The 19,849-nt window shown below is 62.0% G+C and carries 20 protein-coding genes; 12 read left to right on the top strand and 8 right to left on the bottom strand.

The genetic code is table 11. The annotated features are described in order from the left end of the window. The first annotated feature begins 27 nt into the window (after positions 1–27). The 5 genes from rbfA (at position 28) to EA187_RS02670 (ending at position 5,737) form a co-directional block, all read left to right on the top strand. Entirely contained in the window at positions 28–393 is a 366-nt protein-coding gene (gene rbfA / locus EA187_RS02650) for a 30S ribosome-binding factor RbfA (protein WP_115603046.1), read from the top strand. 49 nt (positions 394–442) lie between these two features. Next, positions 443–1,489 carry a DHH family phosphoesterase gene (locus tag EA187_RS02655; protein WP_164855919.1) on the top strand — a complete coding sequence of 349 codons (1,047 nt, stop codon included), beginning with the start codon at positions 443–445 and terminating at the stop codon, positions 1,487–1,489. A gap of 44 nt (positions 1,490–1,533) precedes the next feature. Next, the gene (gene truB, locus EA187_RS02660) at positions 1,534–2,424 is read left to right on the top strand and encodes a tRNA pseudouridine(55) synthase TruB (protein ID WP_127779081.1); all 891 of its coding nucleotides are present in this window, start codon (positions 1,534–1,536) and stop codon (positions 2,422–2,424) included. Positions 2,425–2,492: 68 nt separating this feature from the next. After that, positions 2,493–3,554, top strand: a complete 1,062-nt coding sequence (locus EA187_RS02665) for a saccharopine dehydrogenase NADP-binding domain-containing protein (RefSeq protein WP_115603043.1) — start codon at positions 2,493–2,495, stop codon at positions 3,552–3,554. Between the two features lie 62 nt (positions 3,555–3,616). Continuing rightward, positions 3,617–5,737 carry a Tex family protein gene (locus tag EA187_RS02670; protein WP_206524165.1) on the top strand — a complete coding sequence of 707 codons (2,121 nt, stop codon included), beginning with the start codon at positions 3,617–3,619 and terminating at the stop codon, positions 5,735–5,737. Positions 5,738–5,830: 93 nt separating this feature from the next. On the opposite strand, the gene trxB is transcribed toward EA187_RS02670, so the two are convergent. The 5 genes from trxB to EA187_RS02695 all read right to left on the bottom strand — a co-directional run bounded on the left by trxB (position 5,831) and on the right by EA187_RS02695 (position 10,772). After that, a complete protein-coding gene (gene trxB / locus EA187_RS02675; protein ID WP_115603041.1) occupies positions 5,831–6,814 on the bottom strand; it encodes a thioredoxin-disulfide reductase in 984 nt (327 codons plus the stop codon). Positions 6,815–6,898: 84 nt separating this feature from the next. Next, on the bottom strand, positions 6,899–7,483 hold the full coding sequence (locus EA187_RS02680) for a hypothetical protein (RefSeq protein ID WP_127779083.1): 585 nt from the start codon (positions 7,481–7,483) through the stop codon (positions 6,899–6,901). A 152-nt stretch (positions 7,484–7,635) separates the two neighbouring features. Beyond that, positions 7,636–9,069 carry a type I glutamate--ammonia ligase gene (gene glnA, locus EA187_RS02685; protein ID WP_115603039.1) on the bottom strand — a complete coding sequence of 478 codons (1,434 nt, stop codon included), beginning with the start codon at positions 9,067–9,069 and terminating at the stop codon, positions 7,636–7,638. A gap of 108 nt (positions 9,070–9,177) precedes the next feature. Further along, complete coding sequence (locus EA187_RS02690; protein WP_115603038.1) at positions 9,178–9,519, bottom strand: P-II family nitrogen regulator; 342 nt, start codon at positions 9,517–9,519, stop codon at positions 9,178–9,180. Positions 9,520–9,587: 68 nt separating this feature from the next. Then, complete coding sequence (locus tag EA187_RS02695; RefSeq protein WP_115603037.1) at positions 9,588–10,772, bottom strand: ATP-grasp domain-containing protein; 1,185 nt, start codon at positions 10,770–10,772, stop codon at positions 9,588–9,590. 183 nt (positions 10,773–10,955) lie between these two features. On the opposite strand from EA187_RS02695, the gene EA187_RS02700 reads away from it, so the two are divergent. Beyond that, a complete protein-coding gene (locus EA187_RS02700) occupies positions 10,956–12,242 on the top strand; it encodes a Glu/Leu/Phe/Val family dehydrogenase (protein WP_127779084.1) in 1,287 nt (428 codons plus the stop codon). Between the two features lie 23 nt (positions 12,243–12,265). On the opposite strand, the gene EA187_RS02705 is transcribed toward EA187_RS02700, so the two are convergent. The 3 genes from EA187_RS02705 to EA187_RS02715 all read right to left on the bottom strand — a co-directional run bounded on the left by EA187_RS02705 (position 12,266) and on the right by EA187_RS02715 (position 15,088). After that, positions 12,266–12,709: a hypothetical protein gene (locus EA187_RS02705; RefSeq protein WP_127779085.1), complete on the bottom strand. Its 444-nt coding sequence runs from the start codon at positions 12,707–12,709 to the stop codon at positions 12,266–12,268. A gap of 101 nt (positions 12,710–12,810) precedes the next feature. Next, positions 12,811–13,596, bottom strand: coding sequence for a hypothetical protein (locus EA187_RS02710; protein ID WP_127779086.1), 786 nt, complete (start codon positions 13,594–13,596; stop codon positions 12,811–12,813). Positions 13,597–13,663: 67 nt separating this feature from the next. Then, on the bottom strand, positions 13,664–15,088 hold the full coding sequence (locus tag EA187_RS02715; RefSeq protein ID WP_127779087.1) for a zinc-regulated TonB-dependent outer membrane receptor: 1,425 nt from the start codon (positions 15,086–15,088) through the stop codon (positions 13,664–13,666). Between the two features lie 311 nt (positions 15,089–15,399). Between EA187_RS02715 and EA187_RS02720 the strand changes: the two genes are divergently transcribed. From EA187_RS02720 to nuoK, 6 genes are all read left to right on the top strand, one after another. Further along, the gene (locus tag EA187_RS02720; protein ID WP_127779088.1) at positions 15,400–15,918 is read left to right on the top strand and encodes a hemerythrin domain-containing protein; all 519 of its coding nucleotides are present in this window, start codon (positions 15,400–15,402) and stop codon (positions 15,916–15,918) included. 34 nt (positions 15,919–15,952) lie between these two features. Next, complete coding sequence (locus EA187_RS02725) at positions 15,953–16,438, top strand: GNAT family N-acetyltransferase (RefSeq protein ID WP_115603031.1); 486 nt, start codon at positions 15,953–15,955, stop codon at positions 16,436–16,438. Positions 16,439–16,556: 118 nt separating this feature from the next. Further along, positions 16,557–17,087, top strand: coding sequence for an NADH-quinone oxidoreductase subunit NuoE family protein (locus tag EA187_RS02730; RefSeq protein ID WP_127779089.1), 531 nt, complete (start codon positions 16,557–16,559; stop codon positions 17,085–17,087). Between the two features lie 94 nt (positions 17,088–17,181). Next, positions 17,182–18,483: an NADH-quinone oxidoreductase subunit NuoF gene (gene nuoF, locus EA187_RS02735; protein ID WP_115603571.1), complete on the top strand. Its 1,302-nt coding sequence runs from the start codon at positions 17,182–17,184 to the stop codon at positions 18,481–18,483. 173 nt (positions 18,484–18,656) lie between these two features. Continuing rightward, positions 18,657–19,430, top strand: coding sequence for an NADH-quinone oxidoreductase subunit J family protein (locus EA187_RS02740; RefSeq protein ID WP_164855920.1), 774 nt, complete (start codon positions 18,657–18,659; stop codon positions 19,428–19,430). Positions 19,431–19,516: 86 nt separating this feature from the next. Next, the gene (nuoK, locus tag EA187_RS02745) at positions 19,517–19,828 is read left to right on the top strand and encodes an NADH-quinone oxidoreductase subunit NuoK (protein WP_115603029.1); all 312 of its coding nucleotides are present in this window, start codon (positions 19,517–19,519) and stop codon (positions 19,826–19,828) included. The last annotated feature ends 21 nt before the right edge of the window (positions 19,829–19,849 follow it).

Consider the following 19,849-nt stretch of genomic DNA (forward strand, 5'->3'; position numbering starts at 1 on the left):
CTCGGTTACGGGTAGCCGGAGAACATCATGAAACAGAAACGCAGCTACAAACGCACCGAACGGGTCGGGCAGCAGCTCCACGAGGTTATCGCGGGGCTGCTCCTGACCGACGCGGATGATCCGCGCCTTCAAATGGTGCAGGTCACCGCGGTGGAGATGAGCCCGGATCTTCGTTATGCGAAGGTCTACTTTATCATGCTCGACGGCGAGGAACCCGAGGAAGGCGTGGAGCCTGCCCTGGAACGCTTCGCCGGCTTTGCGCAGCGCGTCATTGGCGAGCGGCTTCGCCTGCAATTTGTGCCTCGTCTGACCTTCAAGTTCGACGAGGCGGTCATGCGCGGGCGCGCGATGGATGAGCTCCTCTCAAAGCTCCCCGGGAGTTCGGAGACGTGAGCCAGTGATTGCCCGCGATGTGCGCGGCGCCTGAATGGAGATTGTTGTCATGAGTGCGGAGACACACCATCCGTCGGGCGCTGCCACAGCGCCGGTTGCCATCCCGACCAGCCCTGAGCTCGAAGCGCAGATCGACGCCTTCGGCGAGCTCTTCGATAAGCACCAGCGCTTTCTGGTGGTGGCTCATGCGTATCCCGATGGCGATGCGGTCGGTTCAACGCTTGCGATGGGGCTTCTTCTGGAGCAACTCGGCAAAGACGTTACGTTTTTCAATGTCGACCCGATTCCTTACAACTTTCGCTTTTTGCCGGGGGCCGATCGCTGGACCACCGAAGCTCCTTCAGAGCTTCCGGAGGTCACGGTGATGTTGGACTGCGCCGAGCCCGGTCGTCTTGGCGAAGGGTTTCCGAAGGGGGCATGGGGTCAGACGGTGGCGGTTGTCGATCATCACAAGACCTGGGATCCCGACTTCGCCAACGTTTACGTGCGCGATGTGAGTGCGGCATCGACCGGCGAGCTGATCTATCGCCTTGTACGCCGCTACGGGCAGCTGAACTCGGAAATCGCGCAGAATCTTTACTGCTGCATGATGACCGACACCGGTAGCTTTCGGTACTCCAATACCAGCCAGACGGCCTTTCGTGTGGCAGGTGAGCTGGTCGCGGCCGGGGCTGATCCCTGGCATATGACCAGTCATATCTACGAAGATCAGCCTCGTGAGCGCCTCGACCTTCTCTGCCGGGTGTTAGCCACACTCAAGGTCTCGGAGTGTGGTCGCCTGGCATTCCTGCGTGTTGAGGATGCGATGCTTGAGGGGCTGAGTTCGGAGGAAGATCTCACAGACGGGTTTATCAACTACGCGCGCTCCATCCGCGGTGTGGAAGTAGCCACCCAACTTCGGGAAGCCGAGGGAGGGGAGTGGCGCATCTCGTTCCGATCGCGCGGCAAGGTTGATGTCTCCGCGCTGGCCGAGAAGTTCGGAGGTGGCGGGCATCATAACGCCGCGGGGTGCCGAGTAAGCGGCACCCCTGGCGAGGTGGAGAGTCAGCTGACGGCGGCTCTCGTTGAGATGCTCGACCGACCGGCGTCCCCCTGATTCGACGCTGTCTCGCCAGCAGCGATCCACGTGGAGTAGTACGCATGCAAAGCCAGGATGGCTTGATCCTGATCGACAAAGACGCCGGCATGACCAGCTTCGACGTAGTGCGTCGAGTGCGACGATTGGCCGGCACGCGCAAAGTTGGGCATACCGGCACACTTGATCCCGACGCCACCGGGCTGATGGGGGTGGTCCTGGGATGTTGTACCAAACTTGCGAACTTCCTGACCCTCGATGAGAAGGTGTACGACTTCGAGATGGTGCTCGGAAGCGCCACCGACACCGAAGATGCTTCTGGCGAGGTGATTGAGGAGGCGGGCTGGGAGCATGTGACGCGCGAGGCGCTCGAAGAGGCGATGTCCGGATTTCTGGGGACCATCCAGCAGGTGCCGCCGATCTACTCCGCTCTAAAAGTCGACGGGAAGCGAGCCCACGCCCTGGCGCGCGCCGGAGAAGAGGTGCGTCTTGAGGCGCGTCCGGTGGAGATCTTCGAGTTGGAGCTGACGCGCTTTGAACCGCCGCATATCGCGATGCGGGTGCGCTGCGGCTCGGGGACCTACGTTCGGGCGTTGGTCCGCGACCTCGGGAGAGCGGTGGGAAGCGTAGCGCATACCCGAAGCATCAGGCGAGTCTCGGTGGGGGCATTCGACCTCTCCATGGCCCTCCGCCTCGATGAGCTCAGCGAAGACACGTTCTGGGAAAAGGTGCTCTCTCCGGCGCGGATGGTCGGCAGTCTTCCCCGGGTCCGTATCGACGAGGAGCAACGCCGCGCGGTGGGATTCGGGCAGACGATTCTCGTGGATTCCGAATTGCCGATGGACGCGCCTGTCGCCGTGATCGATGCGAATGAGGAGCTCGTCGCGATCATGGCTCGCAAAGAGAGTCACGACCCGCAGGGAAGCCGCCTGGCACCTCGACGCGTGCTGATTTAGGCGCTTGCTCAACCCGGCGTGTTGCACCATCGTCGACGGCGTGACTCTTTTGAGCAGAGGTGTGAGAGGTGGACCCGATCATTGCGATCTACGGTGCGAGTGGTTTTGTGGGCCGTATGCTCGCGCGAACACTCAGTGAGGGCGGGCGGTCGCTGCGCTTGATCGGGCGCGATCTCGGGCGGCTGGAAGAACTCGAAGAGGAGCTTCGCGCAGACGGGTTCACCGCACTCTCGGTGCGTCAGGCTCGCCTCAGCGATGCGACCGGACTTCGGGGGGCGTTGCGCGATTGCTGCGCGCTCGTCAACTGCGCGGGCCCCCTGGGCAACAAGACCCGGGCGTTGGTACAGGCCGCGCTCGATGAGGGCGTGCATGTTTTTGATATGGCCGGAGAACAGTCCCAGGTCCACTGGATGTGGGAACATGTGGACCAGCCGGCGCGGGAGCGCGGACTTGTGGTCATGCCGGCCTGCGCGATCGAATACGCGGTGGGAGATTTCGCCGCCGAGATCGCGCTGGTGAAAGCCGCCTCTCGCATCGTGGTCTGCTACGCTGTGCGCGAGATTAAACTCAGTCAGGGGGCGCGCAAGACCTTTGTGCACGCGCTTGGCGAGGGGGGCTACAGCTTTATCGATGGCAAGTTAGAGCAACACCGAGCAGCCTATCGCCTCTTTGATGTTCCGTTTCCCGGGGGGCATCACCGAAAAGGGGTGTGGATTCCCGGTGCGGAAGCCATCTTCGTGCCACCTCGCGGCGGCGTGTCGCGTGTGGAGAGCTGCGTGGTGACGGGGGAGGCGGTGGTCCGGATCCTGGCGACGCTCTCCGGGGTGTTGCCTTCGGTGCTTCGGGCGTTGAGGCCTGTGGCCGACCGCATCGTAGAGCAGGGCGATGAGAGTGATGCATCGGATGCATCATTGGGGGAGTATCTGGTGATCGCCTTCGACCCCCGGACCTCCGAGCCCTATGCGATGTTGACCGGCGAAGATGTGTATGCGACGAGCGTGCGCATCGCGGCCGAGTGCGTCTGCCGCACGTTGGATGAAGGCCCGGTAAAAGTCGGGGTGACTTCGCCGGCAGCCGTCTTTGACGCGCAGACCTTTCTCGCGTCGGTGGGTGTGCGGCGCCTTCACTGAGAGTCGTGGGCCCTACGACCTGTACCCCGTGAATCAAAAAAACGATGGTGATAAGGGAAGTTATGGAAACTCGTATTGCTCGAGAGTTAGGAGTTCGCGAAGATCAGGTGCGGGGCACGCTGGCACTGCTCGATGAAGGCAACACCGTGCCCTTTATCGCGCGCTATCGTAAAGAGCGCACCGGTGGGCTTGATGAAGTGCAGATCCGCGATGTGGCGCGCCTCAGTGAGCAGATCCGGCAGACCGAAGATCGTCGCGCGACGATCCTCGCGTCGATCGAAGAGCAGGGCGCGTTGACCTCCCAGCTTCGATCCGCCGTGCTCGCTGCCTCCACGCTCTCGGAACTCGAAGACCTTTACGCCCCCTACCGACCTAAACGCCAGACCCGCGCGACCCGAGCCCTGGAAGCTGGTCTGGGTCCGGTGGCCGAGGCGATTGAGCGCGGCGAAGATCCCTTTCGACTCGCGTCGACGTTTCGTTGCGACGACTTCCCCGGCGACGACGAGGTCGTCGCCGGCGCGCGGGATATTCTCGCGGAGGCGATGGCCGATGATGCCAACGTGCGCTCCTACGTGCGGGACGCCATGCGACGCCAGGGCAAGCTGATGAGCAAGCGTCGCCGCGGGGGCGACGAAGATCCCAAGTACACCATGTACTTTGAGTTCTCCACGCCGGTTGAGAAGATGCGCCCTCACCAGGTGCTGGCAATTCGCCGCGGGGAGAAGGAAAAGGTCCTAAGCGCCGGCGTCGATGTGCCCGAAGAGCGACTCATCGACTGGATCGTCGGTCAGCGTGTCCGGGTGGGCGGGGTGGCCCGCAAACACTACAGCGAGGCGATTCGCGACGGCTTTGGTCGTCTGCTTCACCCCTCGCTGGAGCGTGATGTGCGCGGGGAGCTTGAGGAGCAGGCCGATAAGCACGCTATCGGAGTCTTTGCGCTCAACTTGAAGAACCTGCTCCTGCAGCCGCCCCTGGCCGGTCGCGTGGTGTTGGGGGTGGATCCCGGACTGCGTACCGGTTGCAAGCTGGCGGTGGTTGATGCCACCGGGCGCCTGATCGATACCGGCCATATGTATGTGCATGATGGCCGCAAACGTGATGTGCCCGACATTGTGTCGGCGATGGTACATAAACATGGTGTGCAGGTCGTGGCCATCGGCAACGGAACCGGCAGCCGCGAGACCGAGGAACTCGTGGCACAGGGCCTGCGCGGAAAGCAGGGGGTGCATTACGCCATCGTTGATGAGGCCGGGGCCAGCGTCTACAGCGCCTCCGATGTGGCGCGAGCGGAGTTCCCAGACCTTGATGTCAGCGTGCGCGGAGCGGTCTCCATTGCTCGCCGCATCCAGGACCCGCTGGCCGAGCTGGTAAAGATCGATCCGAAGAGCATCGGCGTGGGGATGTACCAGCATGACGTCAACCAGAACGCGCTCAGTCAGGAGCTCGATGCGGTTGTCGAAGACGTGGTCAATGCTGTCGGCGTGGACCTCAACTCGGCCTCACAGCCTCTGCTGGCGCGTGTGGCGGGCATTGGACCGACCCTTTCTAAGCGGATCGTGGCGCACCGTGACGCCAACGGTCCTTTCGGCTCTCGCGAATCGGTCAAAGATGTGCGCGGTCTGGGCTCGAAGACCTACGAGCAGTGCGCCGGCTTCCTGCGCATCCGCGACGGGAAGGAGCCCCTCGATACCACCGGAATTCACCCGGAGAGCTATCCGCTGGCGCGGGACATTCTCAAGCGCGCCGGGAAGGCTCCGGGTGACAACGGGCTGAAGTCCGCGCTTGATGCTCTGGAGCGCTCGGGCGAACTGCGCGTGATCGCCGAGAAGCACGGGGCCGGAGCGATGACGCTGGAAGATGTGCTCCACGCACTCGTGCAACCGGGGCGCGACCCCCGCGACGAACTCGATCCGCCGAAGCTCCGTAGCGATGTGCTCAACGTCAACGACCTGCGCGAGGGCATGGTGCTTGAGGGCACGGTGCGCAACGTGGTCGACTTCGGCGCGTTCGTCGACATCGGCGTGAAGCAGGATGGGCTCGTGCACGTCAGTGAGATGGCCGATCGCTACATCAAAAATCCCTACGATGTGGTGGGCGTTGGGGATCGTGTGCGCGTAGCCATCGTGTCCATCGACAAGGATCGAGGGCGTATTGGTCTGTCCATGAAGCAGGCAGCCCGCTAACAGCCCCCCCAAGCAGATATCTCCGATACGATCAAAAAAGCTCGCCGGCCCCGGAGGTCGGCGAGCTTTTAAGTGGTTGGTTTTGCTCAGGTATTAGGCGTTCCAGTCTTCGGTGCGGCGCTCTTCGATGACGTGCTCGCTCTCCAGGAAGCGTTCCGCATCGATGGCACCCATGCAGCCCGAACCGGCCGCGGTAATGGCCTGACGGTAGGTGAAGTCCTGGACGTCACCACAGGCGAAGATGCCCGGCACGCTGGTCGCGGTGGAGCCGTCTTCGGTGATGATGTAGCCGTTCTCGTTGGTCTTAAGCTGTCCTTTGAAGACAGCGGTGTTGGGGGTGTGGCCAATGGCCACAAAGACCCCGGTGCAGGCCAACTCGCTGACCTCTTCGGTCTGGTTGTTGTAGATCTTGATGCCGGTCACACCCGACTCGCGGGTGCCCAGGACCTCCTGGACTTCGCTGTTCCAGACCATCTCGACTTTGGGGTTGGCGAGCACGCGATCCTGCATGATTTTGGAGGCACGAAGTTCGCCACGGCGGTGCACGAGCGTGACCTTGGAGGCGAATTTGGTGAGGAAGTTGGCCTCCTCGCAGGCGGAGTCACCGCCGCCGACGACCACGATCTCCTGATCGCGGAAGAAGTAGCCGTCGCAGGTGGCGCAGGTGGACACGCCGTAGCCCATCAGCTCGCTCTCAGACTCCAGCCCAAGGAGACGCGCCGAGGCACCGGAGGAGATGATCATGGTGCGGGTATGAAACACGGTGCCGTCATCAAGGGTGACCTTGAAGGGGCGTTTGGAGGTGTCCACGTCGGCGATCAGGGCGATGTGGTTCTCCAGACCAAAGCGCATCGCCTGGCTGCGCATCCGCTCCATAAGTTCCGGTCCCATAACGCCTTCGGGAAAGCCCGGGAAGTTCTCGACGTCGGTGGTGATGGTCAGCTGGCCACCGGGCTGGGGACCTTCAAAGAGGACCGGCTCCAGATTGGCGCGGGCGGTGTAGATAGCCGCGGTAAGCCCGGCCGGGCCGCTTCCCATGATGGTCACGTCGTAGAGTTCTTTCTTGAGTTCGGGCATCGTCTTTCTCCGTAGGACTGCGGGTTACAACAGGGGTGGGGTCGGCGTCGAACCTGGGCTCGGGCCGGCTAGGTTGAGGATATCTCAGGGGGAGGTTGCCGCGGGTTGCACGGCAGTGGGTGGTGCGAGGTTCTCCCAGGAGGCCAGAATGAGATCGACCTGGGCAATGAGCGCTTCGCTGTGTTCGTCACCGGCAAACGCGATGATCTGATAGCCAAAGCCCTGATCGACCAGATAGGCATTGATGTAGCGCACCGGGTCGTCGTTGAGCTCTCCACGGGCAATCACCGAGAGGCCCTCGGCGCCGCCCAACCGGATCGGGCTCTGGCGGTCAATGATAAGGTTATCAACGGAGCGGTCGAGGGTCTCCATACCCAGGCGTTGCAATTGGTGAACGTCAGGGGTTGGAAAGCTGGGAAGTTTCTGGGGGATCACCATCAAAAAGAGTGTGTCGTCCAGGCTTGCAGCGATTTCGGCGTGGGGATTGATGCTCTGCGGGGGCTCGGCGATCCACTCCGCCGGGAAGGTCAGCGCATAGGGAGCGCGCTGCCCTTCAACTCGCCAGGCGGGGTGGCTCGAAGCCCCCTCGTTACAGCCACCGCAGCCGGTAGAGCTGATCAGTACGAGCAGCGCGACAGGCAAGAGAATCAGCAGGCGAAAGAGGGTCATTGTTGCTCATGACGGAGGTGGCCCGAACATCAGGCGGCAATCCCTACCATCGCACCAACGGACAGTGCTCGTGGGATCTTCCCGAGGAGGCCATAAGAGGCGAAGTGCGAGAGCGCGGGCTCGTCGGGGAGCCCGCGCTCAACGACGTCCGATCAGACGTCGTAGTACATTGCGAACTCCAGCGGGGTGGGGTGGAGGTTCGCCGGATGGACTTCTTTCTCCATCTTGTAGGTGATCCAGGCCTCGATCGCGTCTTCGGTGAAGACGTCGCCGCGCAGCAAGAACTCGTGATCTTCGGCCAGCGCAACCAGCGCTTCCTCCAGATTCGCCGGAGCGCTGGGCACCTTGGCCAGCTCTTCAGGCGGGAGGTTGTAGATGTCTTTGTCGAGCGGGGCGCCCGGATCCATCTGCTTTTCGATGCCGTCCAGACCAGCCATCAGCATGGCTGCGAAGGCCAGGTAGCCGTTGGCAGCACCGTCCGGAGTGCGGAATTCCATGCGACGCGACTTGGGGCTCGAGGCGTAGGTCGGGATACGCACCGCCGCCGAGCGGTTGCGGCTGGAGTAGGCCAGGCGAATCGGGGCCTCGTAACCCGGAACCAAACGCTTAAAGGAGTTGGTCGTCGGGTTTGTCAGCGCGATAAGGGCGCGAGCGTGGTGCAAGATGCCCGCGATAAACTGCAGTCCGGTCTCGCTCATCCCGGCGTAGCCCTCACCGGCGAAGAGGGGCTGGCTGCCCTTCCAGAGGCTCATGTGAGTGTGCATGCCCGAGCCGTTGTCGCCGTGAAGAGGCTTGGGCATAAAGGTGACGCTCTTGTTGTGACGGCGCGCCACGTTCTTGACGATATACTTAAACCACTGCAGATCGTCGGCCATGCGCACCAGGCTGTTAAACCGAATGCCGATCTCGCTCTGTCCGCCGGTGGCCACTTCGTGGTGATGCACATCGACCTCGATGCCGCAGGCTTCAAGGACAAGCGACATCTCAGTGCGCAGATCATGGAGGCTGTCGTTGGGGGCAACCGGGAAGTAGCCGCCCTTGTGCGCGGGTTTGTAGCCGAGGTTGGGACCTTCGTCGCGGCCGGTGTTCCAGGCACCTTCCACCGAGTCGACCTTGTAGAAGGAGTGGTGGGTGGCGGTGCTGTAGCGGATGTCATCGAAGACGAAGAACTCGGCCTCGGGACCGAAGTAGGCGGTGTCGGCGATGCCGGTGGTCTTGAGGTAGTTTTCGGCCTTCTGGGCGATGTAGCGCGGGTCACGGCTGTAAGGCTGGCCGGTGATCGGGTCGAAGACGTTGCAGATAAAGCTGACGGTGGACTCGCGGCAGAAGGGGTCCATGCGCGCGGTCATGTGGTCGGGACGAACCTGCATATCGGAGGCCTGAATCGGCTGCCAGGCCCGCATGGAGCTGCCGTCGATGCCCACGCCCTCTTCAAAGAGGTCCTCGGTGAGGCGGTGGGCCGGGATCGTCAGGTGCTGCCAGGTGCCCAGAAAGTCCATAAACTTCAAATCCGCCATGACGGCGTCGTTGTCCCGGGCGAAATCAATCGCATCTTTGATCGAAGTGACGGTCGTTGCGGTGGTCATGATGATCCTTTTTTAGTTGGGTGCGCGATCAACGCGAAAAAACTCCCCAGGACAAAATACGATCGCCACACATCGCTGGGGGCGTGCGCAGCGAACATCGATTCAGGCTTACGAGAGCGCGTCCGGGCCGGACTCGCCAGTTCGAATGCGGATGGCTTCATCGACCGGCAAGACAAAGATCTTGCCGTCGCCGACATGGCCGGTTCGCGAAGCGTCGGTGATGGCCTCAATCGCGCTGTGAACAAGCTCGTCAGGGACGACGAGCTCCACTTTAACGCGGGGCACAAAGTCGACGATGTATTCAGCGCCGGGATAGATCGGCGCTTTCCCCCCCCCTCGCCCGAACCCTTTGACCTCGGAGACGGTCATCCCGTGGATGCCGGCCTCATCGAGACGGTCTTTCACGTCGTCGAGCTTGAAGGGCTTGATAATGGCTTCGATCTTCTTCATGGAGACCTGTGGGGGCAGCCGTTGTTGGCGTGGTGCCAAAACGCGTTTCTTAGCGAAGTGGCAGCGATTTATCCACCCGAATCATGCGACGGCTCAGGGGATGTAGGCACGCTTTGCGCCGGGGCAAGCTCGATCTCGACGCAGCGGTGGGCCTCAAGGAGTGCGCGGGCCACGCTGGCGTAGTCGGAAGCGCCAGCGCGAATTCGCCCGACAGACTGCCCGACGCCCACGCGCTCCTCAATCGTGTCGCCGGGTTGCACCCGACAACTCACCGCGCTGACGTGCGCGAGTTGACGACTGCGCCGGAGCCCGCGCACCGCTGTCACGCGCCCGCCTCCCGGGTGAAGAAAGTAAACGCCTTCAAAACGGCGAAGGCCGGAGGGAAAGCGCGGGAGCCTTCCGGTCTCGATGTCCAGAAACGCCTGCCAGGCGTCAAATCCGTAGGCCTCCCCGATGAGCTCCATCAGGGCGCCTCCGGGCGGACGCGCGGCGAGTTCGCCGACGACGTCGCCGCTCTCGGAGGCGAAAAACTCCATGTGCGTCATCCCCTGGTCAACACCCAGCGCAGCGATGGTCTGTCGGTTGAGCGTTGCGATCGTGGTGATTCGCTCGGCGGGCAGGTCAGCGGGCACGATATTCGCCCATCCCGGTCGCAGGTAGCTGGTGACGTTGAGAAAGCACACCTGGCCTCGATGCACAAAACTCTCGACGCTAAACTCGGTGCCGGGAACAAAGGCCTCGGCGAGCAATCCCGGACGGAGCGCGGCTTCGACCTGGGCGCTGCTTTCGCAGATGTGGGTGCCGCGCCCCCCGGAGCTGTCGGGGGCCTTGATGACCAGCGGAAGACCGAGTGCCTCGATCAGATCATCGACTCCCGTTGAAGGGGTGATCGTCAGGTAGCGTGCGCAGGGGACGCCTGCTGCTGTGAGGGCGTCTTTCATCCAAATTTTGTCGTGGCAGCGCCGTGCGGTGGCGACGCTCATCCCACTCACACCCAGGCGCTCACGGAGCAGGGCGGCCGGAACGACCGACGACTCCCCAGAGGCGATGACTGCGTCGATGGTGGCGTCACCGGCCAGTCGACGCGCGGCCTTCTCCCAGCTCTCCACGTCGCCGTTGAGGTCAACACTCGCCCAGGAAACACCGCTTCGGGGAGGCTGGCGTGTGCTGTCGACCAGAAAATGAGCGCGCCAGCCGCGCGTCAGTGCGGCTTCATGGGCGTCGCGGCGAAAGCCGATCATCACCAGGTTCATCGCGTCTCGGGCGTGCAGGTCGTGTCGTGCAGTCAGCGCAATACCAGGATCGAGGCATCATGGAAGCAAAGTCGTGCAGGTAGGCCCCTTCTTGCTCCTAAACTTGATGCATGGTGCTCGGTGTGCAAAGTGTCCGAGCAACCCCCGAAACAGAAGATGACGCTATCTTAGTCCGGAATCTGTATGACCTTATTTGAAGATGCAAGTCAGGCCCTGGCCCCTGCTTTCGAGCGATTGAACTTGAGCGAGGACGTCATCGAACGTCTTCGCCATCCCAGTGCCAGCGTGAAAATGTCGCTTCCTGTGCGCATGGATAGCGGCCACCTTAAGGTGTTTCCAGCCTACCGGATTCGCTTCAATACAGCGCTCGGGCCGGGAAAGGGCGGGCTTCGCTTTCATCCTGAAGTCGACGTCGATCATGTGCAAACGCTGGCGTTCTGGATGACGTTGAAGTGTGCGCTGCTTCGCCTGCCTTTCGGTGGTGCCAAGGGTGGTGTGCGTGTTGACCCCAAAGAGCTCTCGAAGATGGAGCTTGAGCGGCTTTCCCGCGCCTACATTGATGCGTTCGCGGACTTTATCGGCCCCAACCGCGATGTGCCCGCTCCAGACGTGTACACAAACGAGATGATCATGGGGTGGATGGCCGACCAGTACGCAACAATCATGCGACGCCACGCCCCGGCTGTCATTACCGGCAAGCCGCTCGCTCTGGGGGGCTCTCGTCATCGCGACAAGGCCACCGCCAGCGGTGCGTTTATGATCATTGACGCGTTCATGGCCGAGAATGACCGCAGTCCCGAGCAAACCACCGTCGCCATCCAGGGCTTTGGTAACGCGGGCGCCGAGCTTGCAACCCGGCTCTATGAGGCGGGCTACAAGGTCGTGGCGGTGAGCGACTCCAAAGGGGCGGTCTGTGATCGCGAGGGGCTCGATGTGCCTGCGCTTCGGGAGTACAAGACGCACGATGAGGCGAATGGTGTCTACGATGCCTACGCGTTGCGCGATTGTGATGAGACTCGTTTTGAGCGCATCAGCAATGAGGAGCTTCTGGAGTTGGACGTGGATTTTTTGATCCCCGCCGCCCTGGAAAACCAGATCACCGAGGAGAACGCCGGTGCCATCCGTGCCAGGGTGGTTTTCGAGGTCGCCAACGGTCCGGTAACCACACAGGCCGCCCGGTTGCTTGAGGCGCGCGATGTCTCCGTGCTGCCGGGCATTCTGGTGAATGCTGGCGGGGTGACGGTGAGCTACTTTGAGTGGGTGCAGAATCGGCGCGGTGAACGTTGGTCCGAAGAGGGCGTTGTGAAGCGACTCGACCAGCGGATGCGTGATGCGTTCTCGCGAGTTCGCGATGCGCGCCAGGAACACGGGGTCTCCTGGCGGGTTGCCGCCTATCTTGTCGCGCTCGGACATCTTAATGAGGCGATCCACGCCCAGGGCACACGCGAGTACTATCAGTCCGAACTCTGAGCCTGGACCGACGTCGTGGGGGGCTACATGATCGCCGCCGGGGGCTCACTCTGATGGGCGCGTCGATCCTCCGGGGGGAGGGCGACATCGGGCCCCTGAACATTAAGACCGAAGGGCTCTTTGATATCATCGCGCATCCAAATGCTGATGGCGAAGATCGACAGCGGCAGGGTGATCAGGAAGGCCAGCGAGAGCGCCAGGACCGAAAGAATATATTGCCAGGCCCAGGGACGCAGGGGCAGCACCGCTGCGATCCCAAACGCCAGCGTGAATCCGAACATCAACGACGTGAAAAAGAGCGGATCGATGCGGATCTGGGAGATGGCCAGCGGGATGTCGAGAAGGCCAGTTGCTACGCTTAGCCCGAGCGCCGTTAGTCCCAGAAAGAGCAGGGCCTGGAGGGCCAGATAGACGCTCACGAAGATGTAGCCGGAACGTGCCGGCGGTTGCACTCTGGTGAACCACATCGCTTAGCTCCGCGTCGACAGGTCAAAGATCACCGCGAAACGCTCGCGGTGTGCTGCTCTCGAAGCTAGGCGCGACCCTGAATCGCCAAAGTTCAAAGCCCTCACATCGACGCCGGACTCAGCTCCAGCTGGAGCGCGACGCGCTCCAGCAGCTCCTCGGCGAGGGCGCGATTTCGGGTGTTGGTGATACGCAGAGTGCCGTCCTCTTCAAAGGTTGCCTGCTGGAGGTCGAGCCCCTCGGTGATGTCGCCGTTTAAATAGATTTTCGCGTCCAGCGTTTGCTGCAGTGGCGAAGATGCGTCGACCAGAAGATCGAGGGGCATAGTCAGGCGCAATCCCTTCACCGGTATGTTGGCGCGGTAGGCGACGGTCGCTTCCTGGTGGGGCAGCGTACCGTGCAGCTCCATCGCGTTAAGTTCGACTTCGGCTGCCGAGAGCGTGCCCCGACGCGTGATTTTAAGCCGTCCCCTGGCGGAATCTCCCGGAGAAAGCGCCTCATCAAGCGCGATAGCGGAGATGACCTGCGGACCGCTGGCGCTCTCTCGAAGAACGTCTTCATAGGGGACCAGGCGGCCATCATCGGCGTGACAGTGGCCGCCGTGACAGAGCGAGAAGCCTGGCGGCGGGCTGGCCGGATCAAATTCCGCTGGCGCCGATGAGGCGCTGCTCTCGCTGAGCAGGCGAAGGGTGGCGAGTTCCAGGTTCACCGAGGTAATGCGCGGCGAGGTCGTGGAGCCAGGGGCGGCGTTTTGTACCTCCACCTCGATCCAGCCCCAGGGCTCGCCATCGCTAAACGCACACCCGGCATTGCTCAGAAGGGCCAGGGCGGCGAGGGCGAACAGGGCGATGGGACGTCGGGCAACGACATGGCGAGCGGCAAGTGGCATCGTAAGTTCCGTGAGCGACAGGGGGAGGCAGAGAGGTCGGGAAGAAGTGGGTGCTGGTCGGGCAAGCTCAGTACGCGTGCGCGCCGTGCGCACCGGCGACCAGATCGAGCTGTAGAAAGACCATGTGAACGAGCGGGTGCACGCCGTCGGGCTGGTGGTCAAGGCCGTACTCCAGCCGAAGACGGCTAAAATGCGAGGGCATATAACTCAGGCTCAACGCGCCGCGCTGGCGCGTATGACGCCAGTCCGGGTCAAGTGGGTCGCCCTCCAGGCCCGAGACGCGTTCGTAGCGTGCGGCGACGCTCCAGAAGAGGTCAGGGCTGTAAAAGACCTCGGTATAAGCGCCCCAGTCTTGCAGGACGGTGCCGGTTGCCTCGTCGCTTGCTCCGGCGTCCTGACGGCGGCGAAGCATCACCTCGCTCTGCCAACCCAGCTCCGAGCGACCTCGGTTGCCGGTCACCGTACGCTTAAGCAAAAGGTCGACCCCGTAGATATCGCTGCGATTCCCGCGGCCGCTGCTGTTAGGCCCGTTGATAGCGTTGATGCCGAGCAACGCTCCGGTGCGACTGCCCACGTCCCAGAACTGTTCGAGCCGAAACGCCACGCTCAGATCGCTGAGCGCGGTGAGGTCGCTGTCGGAGGCAAGAAAACTGCGCCCGGTGGCACCGCCGGCGATGTTCTGCGCGCTCAACGTCCAACTCGCCAGCCAGGGTACGGGTAGGAGCCCTCCGAGCTCCGCTCCCAGGCCTCGCAAGCCTTCCCCGCCGAAAAACTTCCCCAGGACAAGCGGCTGCGTCGTGAAGTTCCACGCGTGCAAATGCGTGGGGTTCACTCGCCCGAAGTTCGTCAAAAATTGGCCGGCCCGTGCCTGGAGCCCAAAGGGTAGCGCCAGAGTCGTGGCGTAGGCCTCCTCGATCTCCAGCCCGAATAGCGAGAGCAGAATATGGCTATCAAATCGCCAGTAGGGATCGATGCCGGCTGCCAGCCCCAGCTCCAGTCCCTGCAGGTTAAAGCCGGTCTGCGTGGCGTCGTGCCCCCCCAGGAGCGAAGGCTCTTCGGAGAACCATGCCAGCGCGAAGTCCGCAATCAGGGAGATGTCCGGGTTCATCGAAGCCACGACGCCCGAGCCTGCCCCCGGCATCGCCGCAGCGCGAGTCGGGAGTTGCGTATCGCCCTGATCGCTCGTCGCCCCCTGCGATACTTCCATCTCCAGACGCTCAAGCTCGTCATCGACGCCCTCAGAGGGGACGTTCTCATCTGCTGGCGTGGCGAGAGAAGGCGGCTCGAGGTCGGACTCCTGGAGTTCGGTCTCCTGGAGTTCGGTCTCCAGCGCCTCGAGTTCGGCGTCAACCGTGTCGTCGGTTGCCTGTGCGCTGGCTGAGAGGGGGGCGGTGAGTGCTACGAAAGCCAGAATGGCGACGAACAGGGCGTAGCGATCGCGCGTGCTCAAGACGGTGCGACAACGTGATGAGAGGGCAGAGGGCCTGGGCATGATGCGATCTCGTGGCATGGACGCGCCGGCGGCGTCCGGTCATGGATGGGGCGCGTCCCTGGCGCCCGGCTTGCCAGACGATAACTTGCACAGATGCAAGTCTATTGCAATAGGGTATGGTGCGAAGGCTACCGGCCGGGCCGTAAACATGGGAAGGGCACGAGCTTCGGAGTCATGAGCGCGTGGGACAAAGCGCACCTGCCTGGCTTGCACCTTTGGCATCCGGTCGTTATCTTTCGCGCGCCTGCCGGATCGTACGCGTCGACCCGACGGCACACCGCCCTGACGCAGCACCGGAGAGCCAAGCAGCCATGGACCACGACTCATCCAAAGCAACGCCATCGTCGGACTTGATTGACCGTGTTCACCACGAGCATGTGCACCTGCGCCGACTTTTTGAGGACCTCAGCGGCACGTTTGAGCGCATTGGCGCGGAAGAAACCGGCCAGGAACGCAAGCGCGAGCTGATCGAGTCTGCCTCCGAGGATATGGAGGTTGCGCTTGATGATATGCTGGAGCACTTCAATCAGGAGGAAGAGATCTTCTTTGTGGAGATCGAGGAGCGCTTCCCGGAGCTTGCCGGACGTATCGCGTCGCTGGTTAAGAGCCATGAGCTTATGGGGCAGCGCACCCGCTGGCTGCATGAGCAGCTGGGTAAGCCGGCCGACGAGATCAGCCGCAACCTCACGGTGATCCAGGATGTCGTGCAATCCATGGCGCGCATGATCGAGGAACACACCGAGGAGGAAACCGCGCTCTTTGATGATGTCCTGACCAAAATCCCGGCCGATGAGCGCCGTGTCTTGCTTGAAAAAATGCGGGAGATCTGAAGTGAGCAGGCTTTACGCTGAGGGATAAAACGCGATGTCTGAAGAGGTGATCGAGCTTCCTGTGGCCGAGGATGCGCCCGTACTGGCGCGCCTCTTCCAGGAGGATATGGACGACCTGGGAGTGGAAACGGCGCTGGAAGACCTGGAAGCGCTGGCTCGGGAGGTGATTGAAGACTCGCGCGCTGAGCCGGCGCGCTGCGTCTGCTTCGTGGCTCGCCAGCAGGAGGGTGGCGAGGCGGTAGGCGTGGTCCTTGCGAACTTCCACTGGTCGCTCAAGTTTGCCGGCAGGGCGCTGTGGATCGAGGAACTCTATGTGACGCCCTCGGCTCGCCGGCGTCGTCTGGGGCGGCGGCTGGTCGAAGCCGTGTTGGATTGGGCCGAGGACCACGGCATCCGTGGCATCGACCTGGAGGCGTATCAGGGCAATACCCCGGCCTCGATCCTCTACCGCTCCCTGGGGTTTTATCGCCTCGGGCGAGAACGTTTTTATTACCGGCTCGGCCCGGCCGAGTACCTTTGATGAAATCAGGCCGCGGTGTAGTTGACACCGCTCGGCCCCCGCAATTAGGTTTCCCCGGCTAAAGGCGTGCTCAAATTGCACTCCGATTTACGCCACCACATCGAAAGGTCGTTTGATCATGGCAGTTGAATTCTCTGAGAAAGCGGACGCCGAGTTCAAAGAGCTCGTCTCACGATACCCCAATACGCTCGCTGCGATGCTTCCGGTGCTTCACCTGGCGCAGCGCGAGTTCGGCTGGATCTCGGTGGAGGTGATGGACTACGTCGCCGAGCGCCTGGAGGTGCACCCGACCAAGGTGCTCAACGCGGCGACCTTCTACACGATGTACAACAAGACGCCGGTCGGGAAGTGTCACGTGCAGGTTTGCACGACGCTCTCCTGCGCGATCCGGGGGGGCTACGAGCTCATCGAGCATCTTGAAGAGAAGCTCGGTGTCAAACTCGGCGAGACCCGTGAGGACGGCGCATACACCCTCTCGGAGGCCGAGTGTCTGGCGTCGTGCGGAACCGCCCCGATGTTCCAGGTCAGCTACTCCGATGGCGAGATCGAATACTTCGAGAACCTCGACGATCAGGCGCGAGTCAACCAGGTGATCGAGCAGCTCAACGCGCGGCTCGCCAGCCTGCCCGATCCTCGTAAGATGCACTGAGCCGCCCGACTGCTTTGCAGCCACCGGCACTGAGAAGGTGCTCGCCGCCAACCTCCAAAGGTCACCCGCGAGCCTGAAGGGAAGAGACGTCATGATGCAGGAAAAGTACCTCAGCCGTAATTTCGATATCCCCAATGCGCACACCCTGGAGGTCTTTGAGGCCAACGGGGGCTATCAGGCGATGCGCAAGGCCTTTAAAATGGATGGGGAGACGATCATTGAGGAGGTGAAGACCTCCAACCTGCGTGGTCGTGGTGGCGCCGGCTTCCCCTGCGGCATCAAGTGGAGTTTTCTTCCCAAAGAGAGCGATCTTCCCAAGTACCTGGTGATCAACGCTGATGAGGGCGAGCCGGGCACCTTCAAGGATCGCTACCTGATGGAGCTCGACCCGCACCGCCACATTGAGGGCTGCATCATCGCGGCGTGGGCGTTGGGGATTCGCTACGGTTATATCTTTGTGCGTGGCGAGCTTCAGAGCGCGATTCGTCGCCTGGAGGGCGCGATCAAGGAGGCCTACGCCAAGGGATACCTCGGTGAGAATATCCTGGGCACCGGCTTTGATTTTGACCTCTACGTGCATCCGGGCGCAGGTGCCTATATCTGCGGTGAGGAGACCGGGCTTATCGAAGCGCTCGAAGGTAAGAGCGGGCAACCGCGTATGAAGCCGCCGTTTCCTGCGGTCGTCGGCGCCTTCCAGGCTCCGACCATCGTGAATAACGTCGAGACGATCTCCTCGATCCCCTGGATCATCGAGAAGGGCGGGGAGTGGTTCGCGTCGATGGGCGTTGAGAAGAACGGTGGACCCAAGCTCTACGGCGTGTCCGGACCGGTGGTGCGTCCCGGTGTCTACGAGGCGCCCTCGGGCGTGACCGTGCGCGAACTTCTGGAAGATTACGCCGGCGGCATGCTCCCGGGGCATGAACTCAAAGCCTTCATTCCCGGTGGATCCTCCTGCGCGGTGATGACTCCCGATAAGCTCGACTCGCAGATGGGGTTTGAGACGATGCGTGAGGCGGGCAGCTCGATGGGCACGGCCTGCATCACGTTCATGGACACCGACACCTGCATGGTGCGCCTGGCAGCACGCCTGGCGCACTTCTACCACCACGAGTCCTGCGGTCAGTGCACGCCCTGCCGCGAAGGCAGCGGCTGGGTGGCCAAGGTTCTCGATGAGATCGAGGCAGGTCGTGGGCGCATGGAAGATCTCGATCTTCTGCTGGATATGTGCGGCAACATCGAAGGGAACACCATCTGTGCGCTTGGCGACTCCATCGCCATCCCTGTTCGCAGCTATGTGCAGGTGTTCCGCGAAGAATTCGAACGCCACATTAAAGAGGGGTGCTGCTCGTTCCCCGCCTGGTCGAAGCGCCGCAAGGGCTCCAGCGAAGCGGCCTAATTTACACCCTTCCGCGCACTGTCTGGGGCTTTGACCTCGTTGAGAAAGTGCGCTATCAGACCTTCGCCTGCACCGGCCTTCAGAATGAAGGTCGGCTTCGGCAGGCTCTGCCAATGCTTCGAAGTTGGCCGCAGCGGGCGTACGCGTCCCGGCCTCTCGCGTGGAGTGTTTCAATGGGTTTTTGGGAACCCCTGTTCTTCTGGATGTTTGCGCTGGGGGCGCTGATCACAAGCCTTACTGTGATTTTGGTGCGTAACCCCCTGTACAGCGCGCTGGCGCTGATCGTGGACTTTTTCTTCTTTGCTGGCCTCTACGTGCTGCTCTCGGCCCACTTCCTGGCGATCGTTCAGGTGTTGGTCTACGGCGGTGCGATCATGGTGCTCTTCCTCTTTATCATCATGCTCTTAAACCTGCGTGATGAAGAGCTGGGCGAGAACCGCTTCCAGCTGCATTTTGTGGCGGCAATTGCCAGCGGTCTTGCGATCTTCTTCTTTGCAGGGGCGTCCATTCTGGCCGTCGTCAGCAGCGAAGATGTCGAACAGGGTCGTCAGGAATACGCCCAGCAGGTGGAGGGGGCCGAAGAGGGTGAGCAGGTCGCACTGCTGACGCGCTCGGCGATCCCGGGCCTTGCCGCAGACCTCAATGAAGTCGGTCTGGAGGCTGCCTACCAGGCGCAGCTGACGGCGTGGGAGGCAGGTCAGGGCAATCCCGCTCAGGGCAAATACAACCGCTTCGACAAGAGCGTCCCCTTTGAGCTTCCTCCTGCGCTCAGTGCGGAAGCGCGTCAGGGGCAGGTGACCCCCGGTCGTCAGGGGCTCTACGGTACGTTTAAGCCGATCAGCATCGCTCTTGTGAATCGCTTTGTGGTGCCCTTCGAGTTGACCGCGATTCTTCTTCTGGCCGCCATCATTGGCGCCATGATCATCGCTAAACGACGCGTCGGTTAATCGACGCTTATGCGCAACCCGGGCCGACCTCTTTGAAGGCGGCTTATGAGTAACCGGTTGCACGTCTTTGTGGATGGAGTGTGGGCATGTCCTGGGAACCAACCCTCGCACATTATTTGATCCTCTCGGCGGCGATCTTCTCGATCGGGATGATCGGGGTGATGGTGCGTCGTAACGCGATCATCCTTTTTATGAGCATCGAGTTGATGCTCAACGCGGTGAACCTGACTTTCATCGCCTTTAGCCGCTACCGCATCGACATGGACGGGCACATCTTTGCCTTCTTTGTCATGGCGGTTGCGGCGGCCGAGGCGGCCGTTGCCCTGGCCATCGTGCTGCATGTCTTCCGGCATAAGCGCAGCGTGAACGTCGACGAAATGCAGCAGCTTCAGTACTAGGACACGGGCCGCATGATGGAT

Origin of the sequence: Lujinxingia sediminis (assembly GCF_004005565.1) — a bacterium.
In the GTDB taxonomy this organism is placed as follows: domain Bacteria; phylum Myxococcota_A; class Bradymonadia; order Bradymonadales; family Bradymonadaceae; genus Lujinxingia; species Lujinxingia sediminis.